This is a genomic window from Carnobacterium sp. FSL W8-0810 (assembly GCF_038007125.1).
GTDB classification, from domain to species: Bacteria; Bacillota; Bacilli; order Lactobacillales; family Carnobacteriaceae; genus Carnobacterium_B; species Carnobacterium_B inhibens.
This window is the reverse complement of record NZ_JBBOWO010000001.1, coordinates 2,169,837-2,194,467: the sequence shown is the minus strand read 5'-3', so window position 1 is coordinate 2,194,467 and position 24,631 is coordinate 2,169,837. Positions and strand designations below refer to the sequence as shown.

The following is a 24,631-nucleotide window of genomic DNA, read 5'->3' as shown; positions in this document are numbered from 1 at the left end:
AAATAAAACAAAGGCATCAATCAGTAGAATCCAATGGGATTTTGGTGTAAAATAATAGAAGTTGCAAAAAGGAGGAAGTAAGTATGGAACGAAACCATAAAGCTTTTCAGTTATGGGAACAAGGCGAATTTAATCAAGCCATTCAATTACTTATGGAAGAAATCAATGATAATCCTGACAATAGTGACAGTTATTATAATTTAGCAACCATGTTTATTTTAGGTCATAAATATGATGATGCAAAAGCAATACTAGAAACGGCAATTGAAAAGTATCCTAACGATTCCATTTTCATTTATGCGTTTGGAAACCTTTATTATGAATTAGAGAACTATCAAGTTTCATTAAACTATTTTGAACAAGTAACCCAATTCCAAGAGACTCCGTTAAAAAAAGACGCTATGGTGATGATTGGACAAAATTATTTAGCCTTAGATCAATCAAAGAAAGCCTTGGTTTATTTTTTGAGTGCGTATGAAGAAGATAAATTGGATATGACGTTAATTTTATTAATAGGCAATACATTGATGCAAGTCGGCTCATTCCAAGAAGCCAAAAAGTACTTTGAGTTAATCTTGGAACAAGCTCCGAAAAATGATGAAGCTTGGTTTAAAAGAGGAGTAGTCGGAATGGTTTTAGAAGAAGATCTCAATAGTTTTCAACCATTCTTTAATAAATCAAAAGAGTTGAATCCAAGTAGATATGAAGAACGGATCAAACAGCTAACAGCTATAGAAAGTATAGTAAAGAACCAAAAAGATGTCGAATAGTTAAAAACCAATTAAGATAGAAAGGATGGATGAGAAAATTGGCTTTACAAGAGAATTTAGATTTGTTTGAAAAAGAACCACCATATTTTGTAGGGCAAGTTGTTGCAATTTTCTATCAGAATCCGACAAATTTTTATAAAGTATTGCTGACACGAGTCATTGAGACAAATAGTCCTTTTACAGAAAAAGAAATTGTCATTACAGGTAACTTTGGACAAATCCAAGAAGAAGAAAACTATCGCTTTTTTGGTCAATTGATTGAACATCCTAAATTCGGTATGCAGTTTAATGCAGAACGTTATCGACAAGAAAAACCAACTTCTGCTGAAGGTGTGATTGCTTATCTTTCAAGTGATAAATTTCCAGGGATTGGAAAAAAAACAGCTGAAACGATCGTTGATCTTCTAGGGGAAGATGCGATTGATCAAATTAATGCAGACGAGACCGTCTTAGCTAAAATACCTGGATTAAATAGTAAGAAGAGAGAAGTAATCGTTGATACTATCCGTTCAAGTAATGGAATGGAGAAAATAATTATTGGTTTAAATGATTTTGGCTTCGGAAGTCGATTAGCTTATACGATCTACCAAACGTATCAAGAAGAGACTTTAGAAGTTATCCAAGAGAATCCTTATCGTTTAATAGAAGATGTTGAAAATGTAGGATTTAAAAAAGCAGATGCGATCGCAGAGAACCTTGGTTTTGCAGCAGATTCTCCAGGACGTATTCAGGCTGGAATCTTATTTTCATTAAATGAGTTGTGTCTTAGTGAAGGCAATACGTATACATTAGCAGAGCCTTTATTAAGAGAAACGATAAAAGTATTAGAAGAAAGCCGGTCATTTATTATTGAACCGGATCTAGTAGCAAAAGAATTACTAAAATTGATTGAAGAAAATAAACTGATTGAAGATAATCATAAGTTGTATATCAATTCATTGTATGCTGCAGAATGGGGTATCGCCACTTCTGTCAAACGTTTGATGGAAAATAATGAAAAAATTCAATATTCTGGTCATAATATCAAAAAAGAAATACGTAAAATGGAAAAAAGATTGGGAATCCAATATGGGCAATCACAAGTAGAAGCCATTGAAGAAGCTCTCATTTCGCCTTTATTCATTTTAACTGGTGGCCCAGGAACCGGAAAAACAACCGTATTGAATGGAATCGTAAATTTATTTGCAGAACTAAACGGTTTGTCTCTAGAAATTGAAGATTACCACGATAAGATTTTTCCTATTCTTTTAGCTGCACCAACAGGGCGTGCAGCTAAAAGAATGAATGAGTCTACTGGACTGCCCAGCAGCACGATCCATCGACTCCTTGGGTTGAATGGTCAAGAAAAACCAAGCGTTGAACTTTCTGATCGTGAACTAGAGGGTGGATTGTTGATCGTTGATGAAATGTCAATGGTTGATACGTGGTTAGCTAATCAATTGTTAAGAGCTGTACCACAAAATATGCAAGTTATATTTGTTGGGGATAAAGATCAATTGCCTTCTGTGGGACCAGGACAGGTTTTGCATGATCTTATTCATGCAAAACAAATTCCTAGCAGAGAATTAACCGAAATCTATCGTCAAGATGATGGTTCGTCAATTATTTCTTTAGCTCATGCAATAAAAGAAGGTAAACTACCTGCAGATTTTACTAAGAATAAAAAGGATCGTTCTTTTTTTCAATGCAATACTTATCAAATTGAACCTGTCATCCGCCAAGTAGTGGAAAGAGCTAAGGATAAAGGGTTCACTGCTCAAGACATTCAAGTTTTAGCACCGATGTATAGAGGACCAGCTGGAATAGATGCCTTGAATAAAATGATGCAAGAAATATTTAATCCAAATCCTTCAGGCAGACGAAAAGAAGTCAAATTTAATGACAAAAATTATCGGATTGGAGATAAAGTCTTACAATTGGTGAATTATCCAGAGATGAATGTCTTTAATGGCGACATGGGAGAAATCACTGGTATCAATTTAGCGAAAGAAACCGAAGACAAAGTGGATGAGATCGTTATTCAATTTGATGCAAATGAAGTCGTCTATAAACGAAATGAATGGATAAAAATCACGTTAGCCTATTGTTGTTCAATTCATAAATCGCAAGGTTCGGAGTTCAAAATGGTTATCTTACCAATGGTACAAAACTATCATCGGATGTTAAGACGTGACTTGCTATACACTGCCATTACAAGAAGTAGTGAGTTGCTTATTCTATGTGGTGAACCGAACGCTTTTGAAGAAAGTGTAAGCAAATCATCTGCTACTAGACTAACAACATTAGCAGAGCGGTTACTAGGTGATGAGCTGCTACCTAGAGAAAGTAATGCAGAACCTGTTGGTATTAAAGAAGCTACGGCAATAGAAACAAAGACGTCTACTAATGACGTTGATTCTACCCAGTTGTCTTTGATAGAAGATAAAAAAGAACCAAAAAATTACAAACTAACAATTGAAATGATCCAATCTAATGCTATCGACCCAATGATCGGCATGGAAGGAATCGTACCGCATAACTAAAAAAACGTTCCAGAAGAATTCACTTCTGAAACGTTTTTTTAATGGTGGTCGGCTTAATGCCAAAAATAACGAGAACTGGTGTGAAGGGTAAAATCGATTGACTGATACGTCAATTCTTCGCCATCTGCATTTGAATCAATTGTTCGAGTTGTTTTAAGTGAGAGTGTTTTTGATTGTGAGTAATAAACATCTTTATGATTGAGGTGTTTTTCTCCAGTAATCATCAAACTGAATAGATAAAGAATTTTCAAAAATGGAAGTTTGGGTAAAATAATCAAATCTAATTTACCATCTACTTGAGATGCTTTAGGTGAAACAGGAATACCTCCGCCAAAATAAGGGTGATTGTTTACAATAACTAAAAAAGCATCCTCAAATTGTTTCTTTTTGCCATCAATTATAATAGTCAGGGGAAAAGAAGCTTGTTTGAAAAAAACTTGAATGAAACAAGCAAGGTAAACAAGTGAATTCAATCCAATTTTATTTAAAAATGGTTTAGAAGGAGAGTGATTAGCTTTTTTGACAATTGCCGCATCAAAACCGATCCCAACATTGTTTACGGCATAGCCTGTACTATTTTGATGATGATCAAGGTATTGAAGGACATCTATTTTCTTTGGCTGATCAGCAGCTAAAATTTGCTCTAGCGCTTTTACAGGATTTTTTGGTATGCCGTTGCCACGTGCAAAATCGTTTCCGGAACCCGAAGGAATATAGCCCAATGGAAGATGAGCAAATTCTTCTCCTAAACCTAAGAAGGCTTCGTGTAAAGTACCATCTCCTCCGATTATAATGATTAATTGGGACAAGGCGGGATTTTGAGTTATTTTTTGTGCTAAAGAATGAACTAATTTAATGGTATGCCCAGGATAAGCTGACTTATATAATTCAATTGAGAGGCGTTTATTTGTTAACGTTTGGATCACTTGTTGACTGATTTTTTTTCCTCTTCCTGAACCTGAACATTCGTTTATAACAAGGTGATAGTGTTCTATTGTAGACATGAGTACTCCTTTGAATGGCATTTGTATTATTTGGGTCACTTTCCATTATAAACCAAATAAAAATTAAATTTTCAGAAAATTTATGAGAAAATAGTAAAAGTCTGCTATAACGTAGCTTGAAGTGTTAGAATAAACAAGGATTTTGTTTCATGTTGTAGGAAGGATGAACGTTTTGAAGAAAAAATTAATGTCAAATAAATATACATTAGGTGCAATTGATATTTTGTACATAGTCGTAGGCTCTTTCATTGCTGCTGTTTCTTTTAACGCGTTCTTGTTGCCTAATTTAATTGTTTCGGGCGGCATCAGTGGAGTAAGTACGATTACAAGCAATGTGTTCAATTGGGATCCTTCTATTGTCCAGTTAGCTTTTAATATTCCTTTGCTTTTGATTTGTTTCATTTTCTTAGGAAAAGAAGCTGGCTACAAAACAATTTTAGGAAGTTTGATTTTGCCAGCTTTTATAGGCATGCTTGATTTTATGGAACCATGGACCGATACGCCTTTGTTGGCTGCTTTATTTGGAGGGATTATTACAGGAATTGGATTAGGTATAGTCTTCAGAGCTAAAGCTTCAACTGGAGGCACTAGTATTGTGGCTCAAGTGATACATGAGTATCTAAAATTGCCATTAGGTATGAGTGTGGCATTGATTGATGGTTTAGTCATTGTAGGTGCATTACTTGTTTTTGATGGAGAAGTTGTTATGTATTCTATCATTTCACTTTTTGTGATCAGTCGTACGATTGACGTTGTTCAAGTTGGGTTTAATCATTCTAAGAATGTTATGATTATTTCTGAATACCCTTCTGAAGTAAAACAAGCCATATTTGACACGGTGAATCGTGGAGTGACCAACTTGGGTATTAAAGGCGGCTATGGAAATTCAGATAAAGAAATGTTGATGTGTGTCGTTGCTGAACAAGAATTTACTCTTTTAAAAGACACGATTTTAGACGTAGATGAAAATGCCTTCGTGGTTGCTATGAGTGCAAGTGAAGTATGGGGTCGTGGTTTTACACTTGCTAAAGAGAAGCCAATTGTTTAAAAGTTTCCAGAGGAAATATTCGTTTAATAGATTGACAATTTAGACAACTTCTCCTATACTTTAAACGTACTAAGGATAAATTCATTTGATCTCTTGTTTAAAGAAAAGTTTTCCTAGGCTGAAAGAAAACTAACAATATTAAATCAATGCTCCCTTATTGAAATAGTAGAAATACTATCGTTTCTCACGTTATCGAGACTTAAGAGGTAATGAACGGTCGAATGACATCATTGCAAACAAGGTGGTACCGCGATTATTTTCGTCCTTGTCTGGCAATGTTGTTGTTGGACTTTTTTTGTACTTATTTTTTTTAAAAATATAAGCTTTTAAATTTGAAGGGAAGAATAAATTAATGAAAAAATTAGCAAGTAACGAAGTTCGTCAATTGTTTTTAGATTTTTTTGAATCAAAAGGTCATAAAGTAGAACCTAGTGCATCACTAGTGCCTTTTGAAGATCCAACACTGTTATGGATCAATTCTGGTGTTGCTACCTTAAAAAAATATTTTGATGGATCAGTTGTACCAGAAAATCCAAGAATTACAAATGCACAAAAAAGTATTCGTACAAATGATATTGAGAATGTAGGGAAAACGGCTCGTCATCATACGCTATTTGAAATGCTTGGAAATTTCTCAATTGGAGATTATTTCAAAGAAGAAGCTATTGAGTGGGCATGGGAATTTTTAACAGAAGAAAAATGGTTAGGCTTAGATCCAGATAAATTGTATGTGACAGTTTATCCAGAAGATACAGATACTAAAAAAATCTGGAAAGAAAAAGTCGGATTAACAGATGATCATATCGTAGATGTAGCAGATAATTTTTGGGATATTGGTGCTGGCCCAAGTGGTCCCGATTCAGAAATATTCTATGACCGTGGAGAAGCGTTCAATGACCTAGCTGAAGATGACCCAGAAAACTATCCTGGTGGAGAAAATGAACGCTGGTTAGAAATTTGGAATTTAGTATTTTCAGAATTCAATCATAAACCAGATGATACGTATGAACCATTACCAAATAAAAATATTGATACAGGTATGGGATTAGAACGTGTTGTGTCTATTTTGCAAGATGCACCGACAAACTTTGAAACAGATTTATTTATGCCAATCATTGAAAAAGTAGAAGTATTGAGCAAAGTTAAAAAATATGGTGAAGATTCAATAGACGATATTTCTTTTAAAGTTATTGCAGATCATGTTCGTGCGGTAAGTTTTGCTATCGGAGATGGTGCATTACCATCTAATGAAGGACGTGGGTATGTATTGCGTCGCTTGTTGCGTCGTGCAGTTATGCACGGGAAAAAATTGGGTATTGATGAAGCTTTCTTATTTAAGCTAGTTCCTATTGTAGGTTCTATTATGAACAGCCATTATCCAGAAATAGTGGAACAAGAAGAATTCATTGTTAAAGTGATTAAAAATGAAGAAGAACGATTCCATGAAACCATTAATGATGGTTTAACAATCTTAAATGAACGAATGAGTGAACTAAAAGAAAAAGACGAAAAAAGAATCGCCGGCGCTGATATTTTTAAGTTATATGACACTTACGGATTCCCAGTTGAATTAACAGAAGAGTTTGCTCAAGATGAAGGTTTTGAAGTAGACCATGAAGGTTTTGAGAAGGAAATGACTGCTCAAAGAGAACGTGCACGTGCAGCACGAAGCGATGAAAAATCAATGGGTGTGCAAACGAAACTATTCAATGATTTGAAAGAAGAAAGTCTATTTGTTGGATACAATAAAACAAAAGAATTGGGTAGATTAGAAGTTATTGCGACAGATGATGAGATTAAATCAACAATAGAAGCTGGTCAAAAAGCTCGATTAATTTTTGATAAAACGCCTTTTTATGCTGAAATGGGTGGTCAAGTTGCCGATAAAGGAGTTATTAAAAATGATTCAGGTAAGACAGTTGCAAAAGTTGTAGATGTTAAAAAAGCTCCAGCAGGACAACCGTTACACACAGTAGAAGTAATGGAAGTTCTTACTGTAGGAGAAACATATGAGTTGGCTGTCGATGAAGCATTAAGAAATAGAATCACTAGAAACCACACAGCAACACATTTACTGCACCAAGCATTAAAAGATATTTTAGGGGAGCATGCGAACCAAGCTGGTTCCTTAGTAACAGCTGGTCATTTACGTTTTGACTTTACTCATTTTGGTCAAATCACTCAAAAAGAATTAGATGAGATGGAACAAATCGTAAATGAAAAAATATGGGAATCCATCCCAGTTGTAACAGTAGAAACAGATATTGCAAAAGCGAAAGAAATGGGTGCAATGGCATTATTCGGTGAAAAATATGGGGATAAGGTCCGCGTTGTAAATGTTGGCGACTATTCTATTGAATTATGCGGTGGAGTACATGTCGGCAATACGAGTGAAATTGGTATCTTTAAAATTACTTCTGAATCAGGAATAGGTGCCGGTGTTCGTAGAATTGAAGCTGTAACAAGTGAAGCTGCATATAAATTAGTACAAACCGAACAAAAACAGTTGAATGAAGTAGCTGCATTAGTAAAAGCACAACAAACTCAAGATGTAATCACTAAAGTGCAACAATTGCAAAATGAATTAAAAGAAATTCAAAAAGAAAATGAATCCTTGCAAGCGAAATTAGCTAATGATCAAGCAGGCGACATTTTTAAAGATGTAAAAGAAGTAAATGGGATTACTGTTGTTGCTGCTAAAGTTGATGTGAAAGATATGAACCAATTACGTCAATTAGCAGATCAGTGGAAACAACAAGCTGTATCAAATGTTTTAGCATTAGGTTTTGCTAAAGATGGAAAAGTTAACTTGCTAACAGCTATTGATGCTGAAACGATCAAAAAAGGATTTAAAGCAGGGGATCTTATTAAAACGATTGCTCCACTTGTTGGCGGAGGTGGCGGAGGTCGTCCTGATATGGCACAAGCTGGTGGTAAGAATCCAGCAGGTTTGCCTGAGGCTTTAGAAAAAGTTTCAGAATGGATCAAAGAAAAAGCATAAAACAGTATTCACTTTTCAAAAAAATGTTTATATAGAAAAAAATAGGACCTTGGCAATAGTCTTGGTCTTGTTTTTTTTGAAAACAAAGAATTTCTATAGTTCCTTTCTGATAATCATTGTAGTTTGAAGTGCTTTCTTGTAAAATAAGAATAGATGTTACAGAAATCGAGGTGTAGACCATGAGTTCAACAGATGAAACAGTACGTTTTAACGTGGGTGACAATAGTGAAAAAAGTGTAAAAGAAACTTTGAGCCTAGTATATGATGCTTTAGAAGAAAAGGGATACAATCCAATTAATCAAATTGTTGGCTACTTGCTATCAGGAGACCCTGCTTATATTCCACGTCATAAAGATGCTCGAAATTTAATTAGACGCCATGAACGTGACGAAATTGTTGAAGAAATCGTTAAGACCTATTTGAAAGAGAGTGGACCTAAAGCTTAATGAGAACAATGGGATTAGATGTTGGTTCCAAAACTGTTGGTGTAGCCGTTAGTGACCCTTTTGGCTGGACAGCACAAGGAATTGAGATCGTTAAAATAAATGAAGCACAAGAAGAATACGGAATTGATCGTATTGGTGAATTAATTAAAATTCACGAAGTAACAAAAGTGGTTATTGGACTGCCAAAGAATATGAATAACTCAATCGGTCCTCGAGCAGAAGCGTCTATTCATTATGCAAAATTGATTGAAGATACATTTGGACTGCCCGTTTTCTTACAAGACGAACGACTAACGACTGTTCAAGCTGAAAGAATGCTGATTGAAGAAGGAAATACTTCTAGAGCAAAAAGAAAGAAAGTTATTGATAAACTTGCTGCAGTGATGATTCTTCAAAATTATTTGAATCAAAATCAAAACTAGCAATTCAATGGATTGTACGCTAAAATAGAGAATGAAACTTATCACATAATTAAAGGAGTGTTGACCAATGTCACATGACCACAATCACGATCACGACCATGAGCACGATCATGATCATGAACATATTACTTTAGTAGACGAACAAGGTAATGAACAATTATATGAAATCTTATTTACTTTTGATTCAGATGACTATGGTAAATCATATGTCTTTGTTTATCCTGCTGGTGCAGCTGAAGGAGAAGAAGTAGAACTTGAAGTATACTCTTTCATCGAAACTGAAACAGGAGAACAAGGTGAATTAAAACCAATCGAAACTGAAGAAGAATGGGAAATGATTGAAGAAGTACTAAATACATTCTTAGCCGATGAAGAAGAATAATCATTAGTTTTGATAATGTCAATATGAGTAAAATGTGTGAAATTGCCAACAAATTTAATTTGTTGGCTTTTTTTTGTTCTCATAAACTAAGATATCATGTATAATGATACAAGTTAGTGTCAGTAGTAGAGTAGAAAATCAAGGGAAACCTTGGCATAGTTAGGAGGGTCGCTTCTTGTCAAAAAGAAATGACAACAATCAAATACAAAATCATAAAGAAGTCAAAATCCAGCCAACTGATAAAGTTACAGAAAGACAAAAAGAAAAAAAGTTAGTGAAAAGAATTGTACTTAGCATTACAGCGGCATTTATTATACTAGTCGTCCTTTTTGGACTAATCGGGTATCAATATGTTACAACTTCCTTAGAGCCATTAGACAAGAATGATCAAACAGAGAAAATAATTGAAATTCCTACGGGTTCTAGTTCGAAAGATATTGCCCAAATTTTACAAAATAATAACATCATAAAGAGTGCAATCGTATTTAGCTATTACGTTCGTATGAATAACGAAACAGGATTCCAAGCAGGAAATTATGAATTTTCACCATCGATGTCTCTTGATACAATCATTAGTCAACTTCAAGAAGGTGGTACTGTTGCTGAATATAAAGGGAATAAAGTATTGGTTAAAGAAGGTATTACAATTGATCAAATTGCTGATGCTATTGCTGCAACTACCGATTACAGTAAAGAAGATTTCTTAACTGTCATTAAGGATGAGGCTTTTTTAACTAAAATGAAAACAAACTATCCAGAATTATTAACCTCAGCTTTAGAAGCTGAAGATACTAGATATCGTTTAGAAGGATACTTATTTCCTGCTACTTATGATTTTCCAGAAGAGATGTCGTTGGAAGAGTTAGTAGAAAATATGATCAGTAAAATGGATGAAGTAATGCAAGAATATTATCCTAAAATTAAAGAATCAAATAGAAATGTACATGATGTTTTAACGATTGCATCATTAGTTGAGCGTGAAGGTTTTACATTAGAAGATCGAAAACTAATTGCTGGAGTTTTTAATAATCGCTTAGAAATTAATATGCCTTTACAAACAGATATAGCTGTTCTTTACGCACTAGATGAACATAAAGAATATGTATCGAATAATGATGTTGCAGTAGAGTCACCTTACAACCTGTATGTTCATCCTGGATTTGGTCCCGGCCCTGTCGATAGTCCAAGTGCTGATGCAATAAAAGCTACACTGGAGCCTACTGAATCAGAGTATTTATACTTTTTAGCAGATATGAGTACAGGGAAAATTTACTATGCGGAGACATACCAACAGCATCTTGAATACAAAGCTGAATATGTTGACTAAGAATAGGTTAAATGAATTGCAAAAATGAATTAGAAAAGCATTGGATCATTTGATTCAGTGCTTTTCATAAGGAAAGAGGAATAAGTATGACGGACAAAAAGAGACCAATAGTGATTGGGGTTACCGGAGGATCCGGTAGTGGGAAAACTAGTGTAAGTCGTGCAATCTATAATCAATTTGCAGGTCATTCTATTTTAATGTTAGAACAAGACTTTTATTATAAAGATCAAAGTGAATTATCGTTTGAAGAACGATTAAAAACAAATTACGATCATCCTTTTGCTTTTGATACGGATCTGCTGATCCAACACTTAAAAGATTTAATCAATTACAAAAAGATTCAAAAACCGGTTTATGATTATGCAGCGCATACGAGAAGTGAAGACATCATTATTCAAGAACCCAAAGAAGTTATCATTCTTGAAGGTATCTTAATTTTAGAAGATCCGCGATTAAGAGAGTTAATGGATATAAAAGTATACGTGGACACAAATGACGACATACGCATCATCAGACGTATTAAACGGGATATAGAAGAGCGTGGCAGGACATTAGATTCTGTTATTGAGCAGTACTTAACCGTAGTTAAACCGATGCACCATCAATTTGTAGAACCATCTAAAAAATACGCTGACATCATTATTCCTGAAGGTGGAAGCAACCAAGTGGCGATTGATTTGATGACCACTAAAATCAGAAGCATATTGGTACAAGAATTAAATTCTCCAACTAATTAGGTTAGAGTAGGAATTAAATAAAGCCTAAAAAAGATCACCTGAAAAGAATGATAAGCAAGTTAAAAGTTCGAATGAATTCGAATTTTTTGTTTACAAATAGAATACAACATGGTATCTTGTCAATATTGAAAAGATAATTACGCTTTCAACTAAAATAAAGAAAGCAAGAATCAGATATGATTCTAAAAAGGAGACCGTATTAAATGATTGAGAAAGTATATCCAATGACATTAGAAGGTAAAGCAAAGTTAGAAGAAGAATTAGAATTTCTTAAAACAGTAAAACGTAAAGAAATTGTAGAAAGAATCAAAATTGCACGTAGTTTTGGAGATTTATCAGAAAACTCTGAGTATGAATCAGCAAAAGATGAACAAGCTTTTGTTGAGGGAAGAGTAACAACTATCGAAAATATGTTGCGTTTTTCTGAAATTATCGACAATTCAAATACTGCAAGTGATGAAGTTGCTTTAGGTAGAAAAGTAACATTTATTGAATTACCTGATGGTGAAGAAGAAGAGTATTCAATCGTGGGTAGTGCGGAAGCAGACCCGTTTGAAGGATTGATTTCGAATGATTCACCTATTGCCAAAGCTTTAATTGGTAAAAAAGTAGGTAGTGAAGTTACTTTAGAAACTCCAGGTGGAGACATGTTAATTAAAATTGTAAACATTAGTTAAAGCGATTTATCTTTTTTAAAATAAAAGCTACTCATTGAGCAGCTTTTATTTTTTTTGAAGTCTACGTCTTTAGTCGTAGGTGCAGCTCATGCTAAAGAGCATTACATAACTACTCAAAAACAGTATACTAGAGAGAAAGAAAGACGCAAGGAGGCTTAATGGATATGAAAAATAATTGGAAATGGTTCTTATTGGTTGAATCACTATTAATGATCTTTACCTTATATCAACTCGTTAATAATGTGTTTATATTAGGCATTTTTGTTCTTGGCAGTTGGTTATTGTTTTTAGGGCGTAATCAACAAAAAAGAAAGAAAAGAACGTATTTATTGATTGGTGTGTTTTTAGCACTATTTGCATTATTGTCTCTGGGTGGAGTTTGGTATATGTTAATAGTAGCTGTTATCTTTTTTTATCTAACATATGGAAAGTCCGTATCAAAAATGGATACTTTTAATTTTCAACAAGCACCATGGAATGAAAAAGAAATGATCGTAGTAGAAACAACGGATAATCTACCCAAAAATGCTAAGCGTTTTAAAAGAAATTGGTTAGGAAATGAACGAATCGGTAGTACAGTATTTGAATGGGATGATATTAACTTTTCAATTTTTATGGGAGATACGATAGTTGATCTGGGAAATACCATTTTGCCAAAAAATGATAGCTATATTGTGATTCGAAAAGGTTTTGGGAAAACACGGATTTTGGTTCCAAGTGGAATGGGCATAATGATTGAGCATAGTGCGATCAAAGGGAAAATTTCTTTCGAGGAACAACATTATATTTTGGATAATGAATCGATTAAAATGTATAGTAAGCAGTATGAGAGCCAAGCTAGAACAATAAAAATCATAACGAATGTGTTGGTGGGAGATTTAGAGGTGATCGCTATATGAAACAAAAAAGAATAACCTCTCTTTTTTTTACCACTAGCATCATCATTTTCATTTTGTTATTTGTCATTACAGTAAGCTATAGTTATGCTGTGTCATCTGAAAGCTGGTATTTGGATGTTTTTACTGCCCGTTTCTTTTATATTCCATTTATATGGTACTTATTGGCTGCCTCAGTAGCGATTGGTCTAACTGTGTCAACCATTATTTACTATATAAATAAACGGCAGTGGCATCAAATTGAAGAAACGCTCCATCTTCTGATTGAAGCCAATTATTCAAAAGGTATATTTGAAGAAATGCTCATAAAAAATAAAGAAGACTATTATTTTACTGATGAATTAAATCAATCGCTAGTAGATATTCGAGAAAAATTAGTAACTTTAGCAAATGAGGTACAATTAAATAACAATACACCAAATTCTATTAATGGACAAACAAAGGAAGAAATATTAGTGTCAGAACGTCATAGACTGGCACGTGAGCTGCATGACTCAGTCAGTCAACAATTGTTTGCAGCTATGATGATGCTTTCCGCTCTAAATGAACAAATGGACGAATCAAAGGGCGCTCTGCAAAAACAAGTAAGACTAATAGAATCGATTGTAAATGAAGCACAATCAGAGATGCGCGCGCTATTACTTCATTTAAGACCGGTTAATTTAGAAGGAAAATCATTGAAAAAAGGAATTGAACAACTCTTAAATGAGCTTCGAACTAAAATACAAATTGAAATGAAATGGGATATCGAAGATGTTTGTTTAACCAATGGGATAGAAGACCATCTTTTCCGAATCGTTCAAGAATTACTTTCCAATACATTACGTCATTCAAAAGCAAAAGAGTTAGAAGTCTATTTACATGTTATTGACCAATCTGTATTGTTAAGAGTAATCGATGATGGAATTGGATTTAATACAGAAGAAAGTAAAGCTGGAAATTATGGCTTGCAGAATATTAAGGAACGTGTATTAGGTATGGGCGGAACATGTAAAATTATTAGTTTTAAAAATAAGGGAACAAGTATTGAAATTAAAATACCACTGATGAATAAAATTGAAAAAGTGGAGGTATACAATGATTAAGGTACTATTGATTGATGATCATGAAATGGTTCGATTAGGTGTTTCTTCTTACTTGTCTATCCAAAGTGATATAGAAGTCATAGGAGAAGCTGAAAACGGTAAAATTGGTTATGAAAAAGCAATAGAGCTGCGTCCAGATGTTATCTTGATGGATTTGGTTATGGATGTCATGGATGGAATCGAGTCAACAAAAGCTATTATGAAGGAATGGCCAGATGCTAAAATTGTTATCGTAACAAGCTTTATTGATGATGAGAAAGTCTATCCAGCATTAGAAGCGGGGGCATCAAGTTATATCTTGAAAACCTCTACAGCAAGCACCATTGCTAATGCCATTCGTTCTACATATAAAGGAGAAACGATTCTTGAACCTGAAGTTACAGGGAAAATGATGGAACGTTTGACTAAAAAACAAGTTCGTCAGTTACATGAAGATTTAACGAACCGTGAACAAGAAATTTTGATGTTGATCGCACAAGGAAATTCGAACCAAGAAATTGCAGATGCTCTTTTTATTACGCTTAAAACGGTTAAAACGCATGTGTCAAATATTTTGGCTAAGTTGGAAGTAGATGATCGCACACAAGCTGCTATTTATGCCTTTAAACATCATCTCATTGAATAAAAGTAAACGCTGGTTAGATTAGTTAAAGTAAATTAAAGTAAATTAAAGTAGAAGAAAAGTTGGTGAAGAGATGAAGAAGAATTTCGCAATTATCGGATTAGGTCGTTTTGGCAGCAGTATCTGTCGAACTCTCGTAGAAAGTGGACATGATGTATTGGCAATTGATTCTAATGAAGATAGGGTAAATGAGTACATGAATATAGCGACTCATGCAGTAGTGGCTAATGCTCAAGATGAAAGTGTGTTAAGGTCATTAGGAATTCGAAATTTTGATCACGTTATAATAGCGATAGGTGAAGATATTCAAGCCAGTATTTTAACAACGTTAATGATTAAAGAAATGGGTAATCCTTATATCACAGCTAAAGCACAAAATGAATATCACGGAAAAGTATTAGAAAAAATAGGGGCAGATTATGTCGTTCATCCTGAAAGAGATATGGGAATTCGGATTGGTCACCATTTGGTTTCAAATAATGTTGTGGATTACCTTGAATTATCGGATAAATACTCATTAGTTGAGTTAAAAGTAACCAATCCAAAGTTCTTCGATAAAACACTTCTTGAATTGGATTTCAGAAAACGATTTGGGTTAAATGTTATTGGTATTCGAAGAGGACAAGAGATGATTATATCTCCGGCTGCTGAGGCAATCATTCGAGTGGACGATACACTAATGGTTGTGGGTGGAAACAAAGAAATTGACTGGTTAGAAAACCAAATGCCTTAAGAAGACCGGTTTATTAGCGTCAAAATATGCCGTTGAATCGTTAAATATGTTAATATTAATAAGGATGATAAGTTCTTATGAGAGGAGGATTCACAGAACTGGTTTCTGTGAAACTTACTATGAAAATTGATATAACAGAAAGTGCAAGAGAATGGTTTGAAAATGAGGTTGGACTTAAAAAAGGCAGTGGAGTAAGGTTTTCAGGTAAAGTATATGGAAACACGGAAGTACACGAAGGCTTTTCAGTGGGTATGGAAGTAGGACAACCAAGTGATATTTTAGCTGAAACAACGATTAATGGAATCATTTATTTTATTGACAAGCATGATGAATGGTTTTTTAGTGGATATGATTTGCAAGTTAGTTTTGATAAAAAACGAGATGAACCGATTTATCACTTTATTGAACAAAAATAAAAAAAGCCGTTTACAACATCCTTAAGAGTGTTGTAAACGGCTTTTTTCGACTAAACCGGCATAATAACTGGTAAAATCATTGGGTGACGTTCAGTACGTTCATATAAGAAAGGTTTTAAGCTCTCAATAATCGTATTTTTTAATGATTGTTCGGTTACTTTATCATTTGCTAAACTTTTATTTAAACTTTTTGTCATCACTTGCTGTGCATCATTTATCAATTCTCCTGATTCACGCATATAGATAAATCCACGAGAAAGAATATCTGGACCAGCTAAGACTTCTTTTGATTTGTAATCGATCGTGACAACCACAACCACTAGACCTTCTTCAGATAAAAGTTTGCGATCTCGTAATACGACATTACCAATATCGCCGATCCCTTTACCATCTACATACACATCTCCAGCTTCGAAATGACCAGCTTCTCTAGCACTATCAGCTGTCAGAGCAATAACATCTCCATTATCTAAGATGAAAGAATTTTCTTTAGGTATTCCTACTAATTCAGCAAGCCCAGCATGAATTTTTTGCATTCTGTACTCACCGTGGACAGGAATAAAGTATTTAGGTTTCATTAAACGGAGCATCAATTTTTGTTCTTGTTGACCACCATGTCCAGAAGTATGAACATTATTTACTCGTCCATGAATAACATTTGCACCAGCTTCAGAAAGTAAATTAATCAGACGATTTACACTTGAAGTGTTTCCTGGAATAGGAGAGCTTGAAAAGATAACTGTATCTCCAGGCTGAATAGAGATTTGACGATGGGTACCGTTAGCAATACGGCTTAAAGCTGCCATCGGTTCTCCCTGAGATCCAGTACATAGAATAATGCTTTCCTTTGCAGGAAGACGATTAATTTCTCTAGGTTCAATAAATGTTTCTTCTGGAGCTGTAATATAGCCTAATTGACGGCCAGTTGTAACAGAAGATTCCATACTGCGACCAAAAACAGCTATTTTTCGTTCTGTTTTAATCGCTGCATTTGCAACTTGTTGCAAACGAGAAATGTTAGAAGCAAAAGTAGCAAAAATAATACGTCCTTCTACTTTTTGCATGATACTCGTAATGGATTCTCCAACAACTTGTTCAGATTTAGTGAAAGTAGGCACTTCAGCATTTGTACTATCTGAAAGTAAAGCTAATACACCTTCATCACCGATTTTAGCCATCCGATGCAAATTCGCAGGTTCTCCAACTGGAGTAAAGTCAAATTTATAATCACCAGTCAATACAATGTTGCCTGGTGGAGTTTTAACAACAATACCAAAAGCTTCGGGAATACTGTGTGTTGTTCTGAAGAAACTTACGCTTGTTTTACGGAACTTAATCACATCATCTTCACCAATCTCATGTAATTCAGTATCACGTAATAAACCGTGTTCAGTTAATTTATTGCGAATCAAAGCTGAAGCAAGTGGTCCAGCATAGATAGGAATATTAGCTTGTCTTAATAGGAAAGGAATACCGCCAATATGATCTTCATGTCCATGTGTGATCACTAAAGCTTTTACTTTATGGATATTTTGAACGATATAACTGTAATCTGGAATGACATAGTCGATACCTAATAAATCATCTTCAGGGAACTTAATACCTGCGTCAATAATAATGATCTCATCTTGAAATTGAACACCATAGGTATTTTTACCAATTTCCCCTAAACCCCCAATGGCAAAGACAGCAGCTTCATTATTTTTTATAGAAGGTTTCATTAGTTAAACTCCGTTAACTTGAAATCTGGACTATTTTGTTCATATTCAAGATACTTTCCATCAATTTGTTGAACAAATTCAATATTGTAGGGGGTATTTTGTTCAACTATTGCTCGTGCTGCAACAACTGTTTCAGCTTCCAAATAAAGAGTTTTAGTGTCTTCTCTTTTGGGGTTTCTTAATTTTGTTTCTTGATAATTAACTTTAAAAATCATTTAATTCTCTCCTCTTTATACGTTCGTTCTTTATTGAAGAACGTCAAATTATTTTTATGAAAAATTGGTGAAGTGTTTTGCATTACGAAAAATCAACCAGTGAAGGACTTTCAGTGGTGATTAAACGAAAACCACGTCAGTTTAATTCCTTAACATGAATGTAAAGCTGCTAGAAACAAATTCTGATCCATTCTTTTATTCAGTTTAGTATTTTTCCCGAACGAGTGGTTGTGGTAAGTACACAACAGCTATTATTATTTTAACATAATTCATTAATTAAGTATAGAAAGTTAGTTGTTTGGAGATTGACAGGTTAAATTTGCTAAACGATATAAAAAAATTAGAAGTTTGCCCTTCATTATAAAAAATATGCTATAGTAAAATAGATATTTTTTTGTGCGGTATATTAAATAAATAATTGAGTAATAAGATTCATTATATTTGATAGCTATAAACAAAAAAACTGTAAGGTATCTATTATATTTTAAGGAGATGAGAAAATGAATTTAATGTGGAGATATACTATGAAATATAAAAAATTAGTATTCTTAAATTTTTTATGTGTTTTTGGGTTTATCCTGATTGAATTAGGGCTGCCCACATTATTGGCTCAGCTGATCAATAAAGGGTTGATGTTTAATGACTTTGATGTCGTAACTTACTATGGAAAATGGATGCTTGTTATTTCTGTAATCGGGTTGTTTGGATTAATTGGCTTGGCATATACCGTTAGCAAAATTACAACAAGGATCGTTCGAGATATTCGTAATGATATCTTTGAAAAAGTTCAATCTTTTTCTCATAAAGAATACAATGAATTTGGCGTATCATCTTTAGTAACACGTACAACAAATGATGCTTTCCAGATAATGGTGTTTTTGCAGATGGTACTTCGGATAGGAATGATGACGCCACTTATGTTCATTTCTAGTTTTGTGATGATCGTGCGTACAAGTCCGTCATTATCTTACATCGTGTTGATTGCGGTTCCTTTTCTATTAGGAAGTGTTTATTTTATAGGAAAGTATTCAGGTCCGTTATCAAATAAACAACAAACGAATTTAGATGATATTAATTTAAACCTACGAGAAAATTTAACCGGATTAAGAGTTATCCGTGCGTTTGTAAAAGAAAAATTCCAAGAAAACAGATTTTATGAAGTAAATGAAAACTATATGACTGTTTCTAAAAAGCTGTTTAAACTGATGGCTTTAGCAATGCCGATTTTTTCAATAGTGTTTAACTGTATTTTTGCGATCGTGATCTGGCTAGGAGCTATCGAAATAAACGCTGGTGATTTACAAGTCGGAAGTTTAGTAGCCTTTATTGAGTATATCTTCCATGCACTTTTTTCATTTATGATGTTCGCTAATATCTTTACGATGTACCCAAGAGCAGCAGTTTCTGCAAGACGTATCCAAGAGATATTTGATACTAAACCTTCTATTACTGAAAATGAAAATGGAATAACAGAAACAAAAACACATGGATACCTGGCATTTGAAAATGTAACTTTTGCGTATCCAGGTAATACAGAAGAACCCGTGATCGAAAACATTAGTTTTACAGTTAGACCTGGAGAAACAACAGCTTTTATTGGAAGTACCGGTAGTGGTAAATCTAGTTTGATCCAACTGATTCCACGTTTTTATGATGTTACGAAAGGACGCATATTGGTAGATGGAGTAGACGTTAGAGATTATAAATTAAGTGCCTTACGTCAAAAAATCGGCTATATTCCTCAAAAAGCCTTGTTATTTACTGGAACGATTTCTGATAATATGCGTTATGGAAAATGGAATGCAAATAAAAAAGAAGTGGAAGAAGCTTCGGATATTTCACAGTCAAAAGACTTTATTTTAAAGAAACCTGATCAGTTTGATGAATTTTTATCTGAAGGTGGAAGCAATATGTCTGGTGGACAAAAGCAAAGATTATCAATAGCACGAGCTATTATAAAAAAACCGGATATCTATGTTTTTGATGATAGTTTTTCTGCATTAGATTACCAAACGGATGCAAAATTAAGAGCGCGTTTAAAATTAGAAACTAAAAATGCTGCTGTTTTGATTGTTGCTCAACGTGTAGGTACGATCATGCATGCAGATAATATTATTGTTTTAAATAAAGGTGTGGTTGTCGCTCAAGGAACACATGAAGAGCTTTTGAAGAAATCTGATGTCTATTATGATATTGCTTCATCACAATTGTCGAAGGAGGAATTAGCATGAGTCGTATGAAGGATTCTATTCGTCGAATTTGGCAGTACATTAAACCTTACAAAGTAGGATTTTTCTCTGCTATAGCACTTACAATTGTCTGTATGATTGTCAATGCTCTACAGCCTTTCATTATTGGATTAGCGATGACAGAATTAGGAAAGAACGTTGCAGACATGTTAAATGGTACTCCTGGTGCAACAGTTAATTTTCCTTACATTTTCAATATTGTCGTTATTATTTTAGGGATAGCAGCAATTTACCAAGTTACATTGTATTTATCTTCATATATCATGACAAATGTTGTCCAAAATACGATGCGAGATTTAAGAAATGAAATTGAACAAAAAATCAATCGTCTTCCAGTATCGTATTTTGATCGAAATCAACAAGGAAATATACTCAGTCGTGTAACGAATGATGTGGATTCTATCAGTAATGCCATGCAGCAAAGTCTGATTCAAATGGTCAATTCGTTTATGGGAATCTTATTTGCCATCGCTATGATGCTTTATATTTCTATACCATTAGCTTTAGTAATTATGGCCACTATCCCACTTTCTTTTGTCATTTCCAAAGCAGTAATCAAAAAATCTCAGCCTTACTTTAAAGGTCAACAAGAATCTTTAGGAGCTATGAATGGACATGTTCAAGAAAGCTTTAGTGGATTTACTGAAATCAAATTGTATGGGAAAGAAAAAGATAAACTAGAAGAGTTTAAAGAAATCAATGCGACGTTAAATAAAAATGGATTTAGAGCAGCATTTATTTCTGGGATCATGAGCCCATTAGTAGGATTTGTTTCCAATATGGCTTATTTTGGAATAGCTATAGGAGGAGGGTACTTAGTCATTATAGGTACGCTATCTCTAGGTAATCTGCAAGCTTTTACTCAATACATTTGGCAAGTTAATCAGCCTATTTCTCAAATTACACAACTTTCAGGTGTCATACAAAGTGCAGCAGCGGCCATTAACCGTGTTTTTGAGATTTTAGATGAACCAGAAGAAGTGATCAATGAAACTGAACATCCTCTACCGGCTGTAGTAGAAGGAAATGTTGACTTTGAACATGTAGCGTTTGGTTATGCTAAAGAGAAAACATTAATCAGTGATTTAAATGTGTCTGTAAAAAAAGGACAGACAGTAGCTGTTGTTGGACCTACAGGAGCAGGGAAAACGACGCTGATTAATTTATTGATGCGTTTCTACGACGTTGATAAAGGGGCCATCAAAATTGACGGTATCGATACAAAATCAATGTCCAGACAAGATGTTCGTTCGTTATTTGGAATGGTTTTACAAGATGCTTGGGTTTATAGTGGAACGATTGCTGAAAATATTCGTTTTGGTAAGTTAGATGCAACGGATGAAGAAGTTGTGGAAGCAGCAAAAACAGCAAATGTGGATCATTTTATACGAACTTTACCTGATGGATACAACATGAAACTAAACAAAGAAACGTCTAATGTATCTTTAGGTCAGAAGCAACTTTTAACCATTGCACGGGCTGTAATTTCTGATCCGAAAATTTTGATTCTAGATGAAGCGACTAGTTCAGTAGATACACGTTTAGAAAGTTTGATTCAAAAAGCGATGAAAAAAGTGATGGAAGGCAGAACAAGTTTCGTCATTGCCCATCGCTTGTCCACAATCCGAGATTCTGATTTAATTTTAGTCATGGATCAAGGTGAAATCATTGAACAAGGAACGCATGAAGAACTGCTTGAAAAAGGAGCTTTTTATGCAAATCTATACAACAGCCAATTTAGTGAAGAAGAATAAAAATAATTTTAAAAAACGGTTCTTTATTTTCTGGAGTTGATAAGGAAATTTCCTTCGGATTACGGGATAGCTTGCGGAAAGCCGTGGGACCATTTTGAGCCGAAGAACGCGTCTCAAAACTTGCAAGCGTCAAACTTAACGTAGCGGCTAAAGCCGAACGCTAAGTAATTCTCAATGCATCCTTTTTCATGGCTGCAAGCTTCTCCTATTCCTCCGAAAATTTCTGGAATGTGTTAAAAGAAACTCAATTAATTACTGACCAACGTCAAATGTTGAAGAACCAAAAAAAACATAGAAGTCCAGCGTGAATGGACTTCTATGTTTTTTTGTTTTTCAGTCTAGTAGTCTAGAAGAATAAAGGGTACAATTGTCTTATAAGCAGCAATAGAAAGGAAGAACCTAAACATGCAAAAGAAAATGATTTTTTTTGATATCGATGGAACTTTAGTTAATGATCAAAAAAACATTCCAGAGAGTACTAAATTAGCGATTAAAGAATTGAAAAAAAACGGTCATGAAGTTGCCATTGCGACTGGAAGAAACCTTTTTATGGCTCAAAATATAGTCGATGAATTAGAAATGGATCATTATATTGTGTGTAATGGTGCAGCAGGATACTTACATAATAAACTTGTTTATGAAAATCCATTGGATCATTCTCAATTAGAAAAATTGATTAAAGTAGCAGATTTGAATAATCATGACCTGATTTATGAAACACCAGAGACATTAAGAAGAAGAAATGAAGAAGCTGACGTTAGTATAACTACAGCTATGAAATCTGTAGGTTATGGCGTCCCAAAATACGATCGAGATTTTTACTTACACAACTCGTTAGTTCAATGTTTGCTGTTTTACCGCGAAGACGAGAAACAATTTTATGAGAGTGGACAGTTTTCAAAATTCCGGTTTGTACGCTGGCATGATTCTGGAGTAGATGTATTGCCGCATGATGGTTCAAAAGCAAATACGGTCATTAGAGTTGCTTTAGAAAATGGCTTTAACATAGAAGATACCATTGCGTTTGGAGATGGCTTGAATGATTTAGAAATGATCGAAAAAGTTGGAACTGGAGTAGCAATGGGCAATGCTTTAGAAAGTGTAAAGTTGAGAGCCGATAAAGTAACAAAAAGTTGCAATGAAGATGGAATTTATATTGCTTTAAAAGAACTGGGTTTGATATAATAAGTAGGCAGTCAATAGATAAATTTCGATTTATTTATATTGGGGGTATGGCTCAGTTATTTATTTGCTGAAGCATTCTACTCTGGGGTCTTGGTATAATGGGATTACGATTGGCTGGCAGCCAGTTAATACGGGTTCAATTCCCGTAGACTCCATCACACAATTTATAATAAGTCGTTAAAACGTTGATACAACAGTATCTTTAAGACGTTTTAACGACTATTTTTTTCATTTCACGACTAGTTCCACGTCTATTGTTAGAAATCTACATAGTTTGCGAACTTTTCAGCGGTATTTTCTTTAGCCTTTTTAGATACATGTGCGTATATGTTCATAGTGGTATGAATATCTGAATGACCTAGGCGATCTTGTACTTCTTTAATTGTTGCACCAGCTTCAAATAATATTGAGCAATGGCTGTGTCTAAGGCCGTGAGTTGTGATTCTCTTTAGTTCGTATTTTTCTATAATACGATCCAGATATTTCCCAACTTTAGGTGGCTGCATAATGGTATTTTTAGTACTTGGAAAAATTAATTGAGTAGGGCTTAATGTGTTGAACCCTAACTTCAAGTAATCTTCCTTTTGTGTTTTTTTCCATGATTTAAGAACGGCCATTGTTTGAGCGTCCATTGAGATAGTACGGACAGATGTTTTTGTTTTAGGAGTCTGTATGATTAAAACGTTATTTAAGCCGAATGTGACAGTTTTATTTATTTTAATGTAGTTATCTGTAAAATTAATATCACGCCATTGTAGGGCTAAAATTTCGCCTTTACGTGCACCAGAAAAGGCTAACGTTCTAAACAGTGCGAGTTGTACAGGGTCATCTTCTTTTTTTAAACAATCAAAGAATTGAGTTAGTTCTTCTTTATCGTAAAAATTCAAAATCTTATCTTCTTGCACGTTTACTTTCTTAGTAGGCATACTAATTTTTTTAACAGGGTTTTTCTCTAATATGCCAATTGTAATAGCATAATCGAATACCCGTGAAGCGTAGTTGCTTATAGCTTTAAATTTTTGAACACTTTTATACCATTTGTTTACAGCTTCTTGACAGAATACTACCGTGATCTTATCCATATATAAGTGGCCATATAAAGGCAGGATGTGATAATTGAAAATTTCAATAGTTTTGTTTAACGTGCTTTCTTTAACCGTGTTTCTGTATTGTTCTAGCCACAATTCATATACTTCATTAAACTTATACCGCTTATTCTTCTTATAGCCTTGCTCCTCAATCTCAATTTTTAAGCGAGATAGTGAGAGATTGGCTTCTTTTTTTGTGCTGAAACCTTGTCTGGTTACTCGTATACGTTTGCCCGTTGCTGAATCAGTACCTAGATAGGCTTGGAACATATATGCAGCAGTACCATCTTTTTTAATGTATTTTCTAATGTTTGCCATTTTAATTTCTCCT

General features: G+C 34.2%; 22 protein-coding genes and 1 tRNA gene. 19 read left to right on the top strand and 4 right to left on the bottom strand.

Going from position 1 to position 24,631, the window contains the following annotated elements; genetic code table 11:
* The first annotated feature begins 83 nt into the window (after positions 1-83).
* Positions 84-770, top strand: coding sequence for a tetratricopeptide repeat protein (locus tag NST49_RS10570; protein WP_341048484.1), 687 nt, complete (start codon positions 84-86; stop codon positions 768-770).
* Between the two features lie 62 nt (positions 771-832).
* Positions 833-3,292 carry an SF1B family DNA helicase RecD2 gene (recD2, locus tag NST49_RS10565; protein ID WP_341048725.1) on the top strand — a complete coding sequence of 820 codons (2,460 nt, stop codon included), beginning with the start codon at positions 833-835 and terminating at the stop codon, positions 3,290-3,292.
* Positions 3,293-3,345: 53 nt separating this feature from the next.
* On the opposite strand, the gene NST49_RS10560 is transcribed toward recD2, so the two are convergent.
* Positions 3,346-4,296 carry a diacylglycerol/lipid kinase family protein gene (locus NST49_RS10560; protein WP_251166121.1) on the bottom strand — a complete coding sequence of 317 codons (951 nt, stop codon included), beginning with the start codon at positions 4,294-4,296 and terminating at the stop codon, positions 3,346-3,348.
* Between the two features lie 172 nt (positions 4,297-4,468).
* Between NST49_RS10560 and NST49_RS10555 the strand changes: the two genes are divergently transcribed.
* From NST49_RS10555 to NST49_RS10495, 13 genes are all read left to right on the top strand, one after another.
* A complete protein-coding gene (locus NST49_RS10555) occupies positions 4,469-5,344 on the top strand; it encodes a YitT family protein (protein WP_023177491.1) in 876 nt (291 codons plus the stop codon).
* A gap of 352 nt (positions 5,345-5,696) precedes the next feature.
* A complete protein-coding gene (alaS, locus tag NST49_RS10550) occupies positions 5,697-8,345 on the top strand; it encodes an alanine--tRNA ligase (protein ID WP_341048479.1) in 2,649 nt (882 codons plus the stop codon).
* A 179-nt stretch (positions 8,346-8,524) separates the two neighbouring features.
* Positions 8,525-8,791, top strand: coding sequence for an IreB family regulatory phosphoprotein (locus NST49_RS10545; RefSeq protein ID WP_023177495.1), 267 nt, complete (start codon positions 8,525-8,527; stop codon positions 8,789-8,791).
* Positions 8,791-9,213, top strand: a complete 423-nt coding sequence (gene ruvX / locus NST49_RS10540) for a Holliday junction resolvase RuvX (RefSeq protein WP_341048477.1) — start codon at positions 8,791-8,793, stop codon at positions 9,211-9,213. The genes NST49_RS10545 and ruvX overlap by 1 nt, the downstream gene beginning before the upstream one ends.
* Positions 9,214-9,280: 67 nt before the next feature.
* On the top strand, positions 9,281-9,595 hold the full coding sequence (locus NST49_RS10535) for a DUF1292 domain-containing protein (RefSeq protein ID WP_023177498.1): 315 nt from the start codon (positions 9,281-9,283) through the stop codon (positions 9,593-9,595).
* 175 nt (positions 9,596-9,770) lie between these two features.
* Positions 9,771-10,922 (top strand): endolytic transglycosylase MltG, encoded by a 1,152-nt coding sequence (gene mltG / locus NST49_RS10530; RefSeq protein ID WP_034536454.1) that lies wholly within the window; start codon positions 9,771-9,773, stop codon positions 10,920-10,922.
* An 86-nt stretch (positions 10,923-11,008) separates the two neighbouring features.
* On the top strand, positions 11,009-11,659 hold the full coding sequence (udk, locus tag NST49_RS10525) for a uridine kinase (protein WP_023177502.1): 651 nt from the start codon (positions 11,009-11,011) through the stop codon (positions 11,657-11,659).
* A gap of 203 nt (positions 11,660-11,862) precedes the next feature.
* Entirely contained in the window at positions 11,863-12,336 is a 474-nt protein-coding gene (greA, locus tag NST49_RS10520) for a transcription elongation factor GreA (protein ID WP_023177504.1), read from the top strand.
* Positions 12,337-12,500: 164 nt separating this feature from the next.
* Positions 12,501-13,235 carry a cell wall-active antibiotics response protein LiaF gene (gene liaF / locus NST49_RS10515; RefSeq protein ID WP_034538572.1) on the top strand — a complete coding sequence of 245 codons (735 nt, stop codon included), beginning with the start codon at positions 12,501-12,503 and terminating at the stop codon, positions 13,233-13,235.
* Complete coding sequence (locus NST49_RS10510; RefSeq protein ID WP_341048475.1) at positions 13,232-14,317, top strand: sensor histidine kinase; 1,086 nt, start codon at positions 13,232-13,234, stop codon at positions 14,315-14,317. The genes liaF and NST49_RS10510 overlap by 4 nt, the downstream gene beginning before the upstream one ends.
* Complete coding sequence (locus NST49_RS10505) at positions 14,310-14,942, top strand: response regulator transcription factor (RefSeq protein ID WP_023177510.1); 633 nt, start codon at positions 14,310-14,312, stop codon at positions 14,940-14,942. The genes NST49_RS10510 and NST49_RS10505 overlap by 8 nt, the downstream gene beginning before the upstream one ends.
* Positions 14,943-15,012: 70 nt before the next feature.
* A complete protein-coding gene (locus NST49_RS10500; protein ID WP_023177511.1) occupies positions 15,013-15,672 on the top strand; it encodes a potassium channel family protein in 660 nt (219 codons plus the stop codon).
* 119 nt (positions 15,673-15,791) lie between these two features.
* Positions 15,792-16,088: a HesB/YadR/YfhF family protein gene (locus NST49_RS10495; protein ID WP_034538573.1), complete on the top strand. Its 297-nt coding sequence runs from the start codon at positions 15,792-15,794 to the stop codon at positions 16,086-16,088.
* Positions 16,089-16,138: 50 nt separating this feature from the next.
* Here the strand turns inward: NST49_RS10495 and rnjA are convergent, their stop codons facing one another.
* Both rnjA and NST49_RS10485 read right to left on the bottom strand, forming a co-directional pair.
* Complete coding sequence (gene rnjA / locus NST49_RS10490; protein ID WP_023177515.1) at positions 16,139-17,809, bottom strand: ribonuclease J1; 1,671 nt, start codon at positions 17,807-17,809, stop codon at positions 16,139-16,141.
* The gene (locus NST49_RS10485) at positions 17,809-18,024 is read right to left on the bottom strand and encodes a DNA-directed RNA polymerase subunit epsilon (protein ID WP_023177516.1); all 216 of its coding nucleotides are present in this window, start codon (positions 18,022-18,024) and stop codon (positions 17,809-17,811) included. Before NST49_RS10485 ends, rnjA begins: the two co-directional genes overlap by 1 nt.
* Before the next feature lie 500 nt (positions 18,025-18,524).
* Between NST49_RS10485 and NST49_RS10480 the strand changes: the two genes are divergently transcribed.
* The 4 genes from NST49_RS10480 to NST49_RS10465 all read left to right on the top strand — a co-directional run bounded on the left by NST49_RS10480 (position 18,525) and on the right by NST49_RS10465 (position 23,367).
* Positions 18,525-20,255: an ABC transporter ATP-binding protein gene (locus NST49_RS10480; RefSeq protein ID WP_023177517.1), complete on the top strand. Its 1,731-nt coding sequence runs from the start codon at positions 18,525-18,527 to the stop codon at positions 20,253-20,255.
* Entirely contained in the window at positions 20,252-22,027 is a 1,776-nt protein-coding gene (locus tag NST49_RS10475) for an ABC transporter ATP-binding protein (RefSeq protein ID WP_341048472.1), read from the top strand. The genes NST49_RS10480 and NST49_RS10475 overlap by 4 nt, the downstream gene beginning before the upstream one ends.
* A gap of 405 nt (positions 22,028-22,432) precedes the next feature.
* A complete protein-coding gene (locus tag NST49_RS10470) occupies positions 22,433-23,212 on the top strand; it encodes a Cof-type HAD-IIB family hydrolase (protein ID WP_341048471.1) in 780 nt (259 codons plus the stop codon).
* An 84-nt stretch (positions 23,213-23,296) separates the two neighbouring features.
* A tRNA-Ala gene (locus NST49_RS10465) sits at positions 23,297-23,367 on the top strand.
* 102 nt (positions 23,368-23,469) lie between these two features.
* Here NST49_RS10465 and NST49_RS10460 read toward each other — a convergent pair.
* Positions 23,470-24,618 carry a tyrosine-type recombinase/integrase gene (locus NST49_RS10460; protein ID WP_341048469.1) on the bottom strand — a complete coding sequence of 383 codons (1,149 nt, stop codon included), beginning with the start codon at positions 24,616-24,618 and terminating at the stop codon, positions 23,470-23,472.
* Positions 24,619-24,631: the final 13 nt, after the last annotated feature.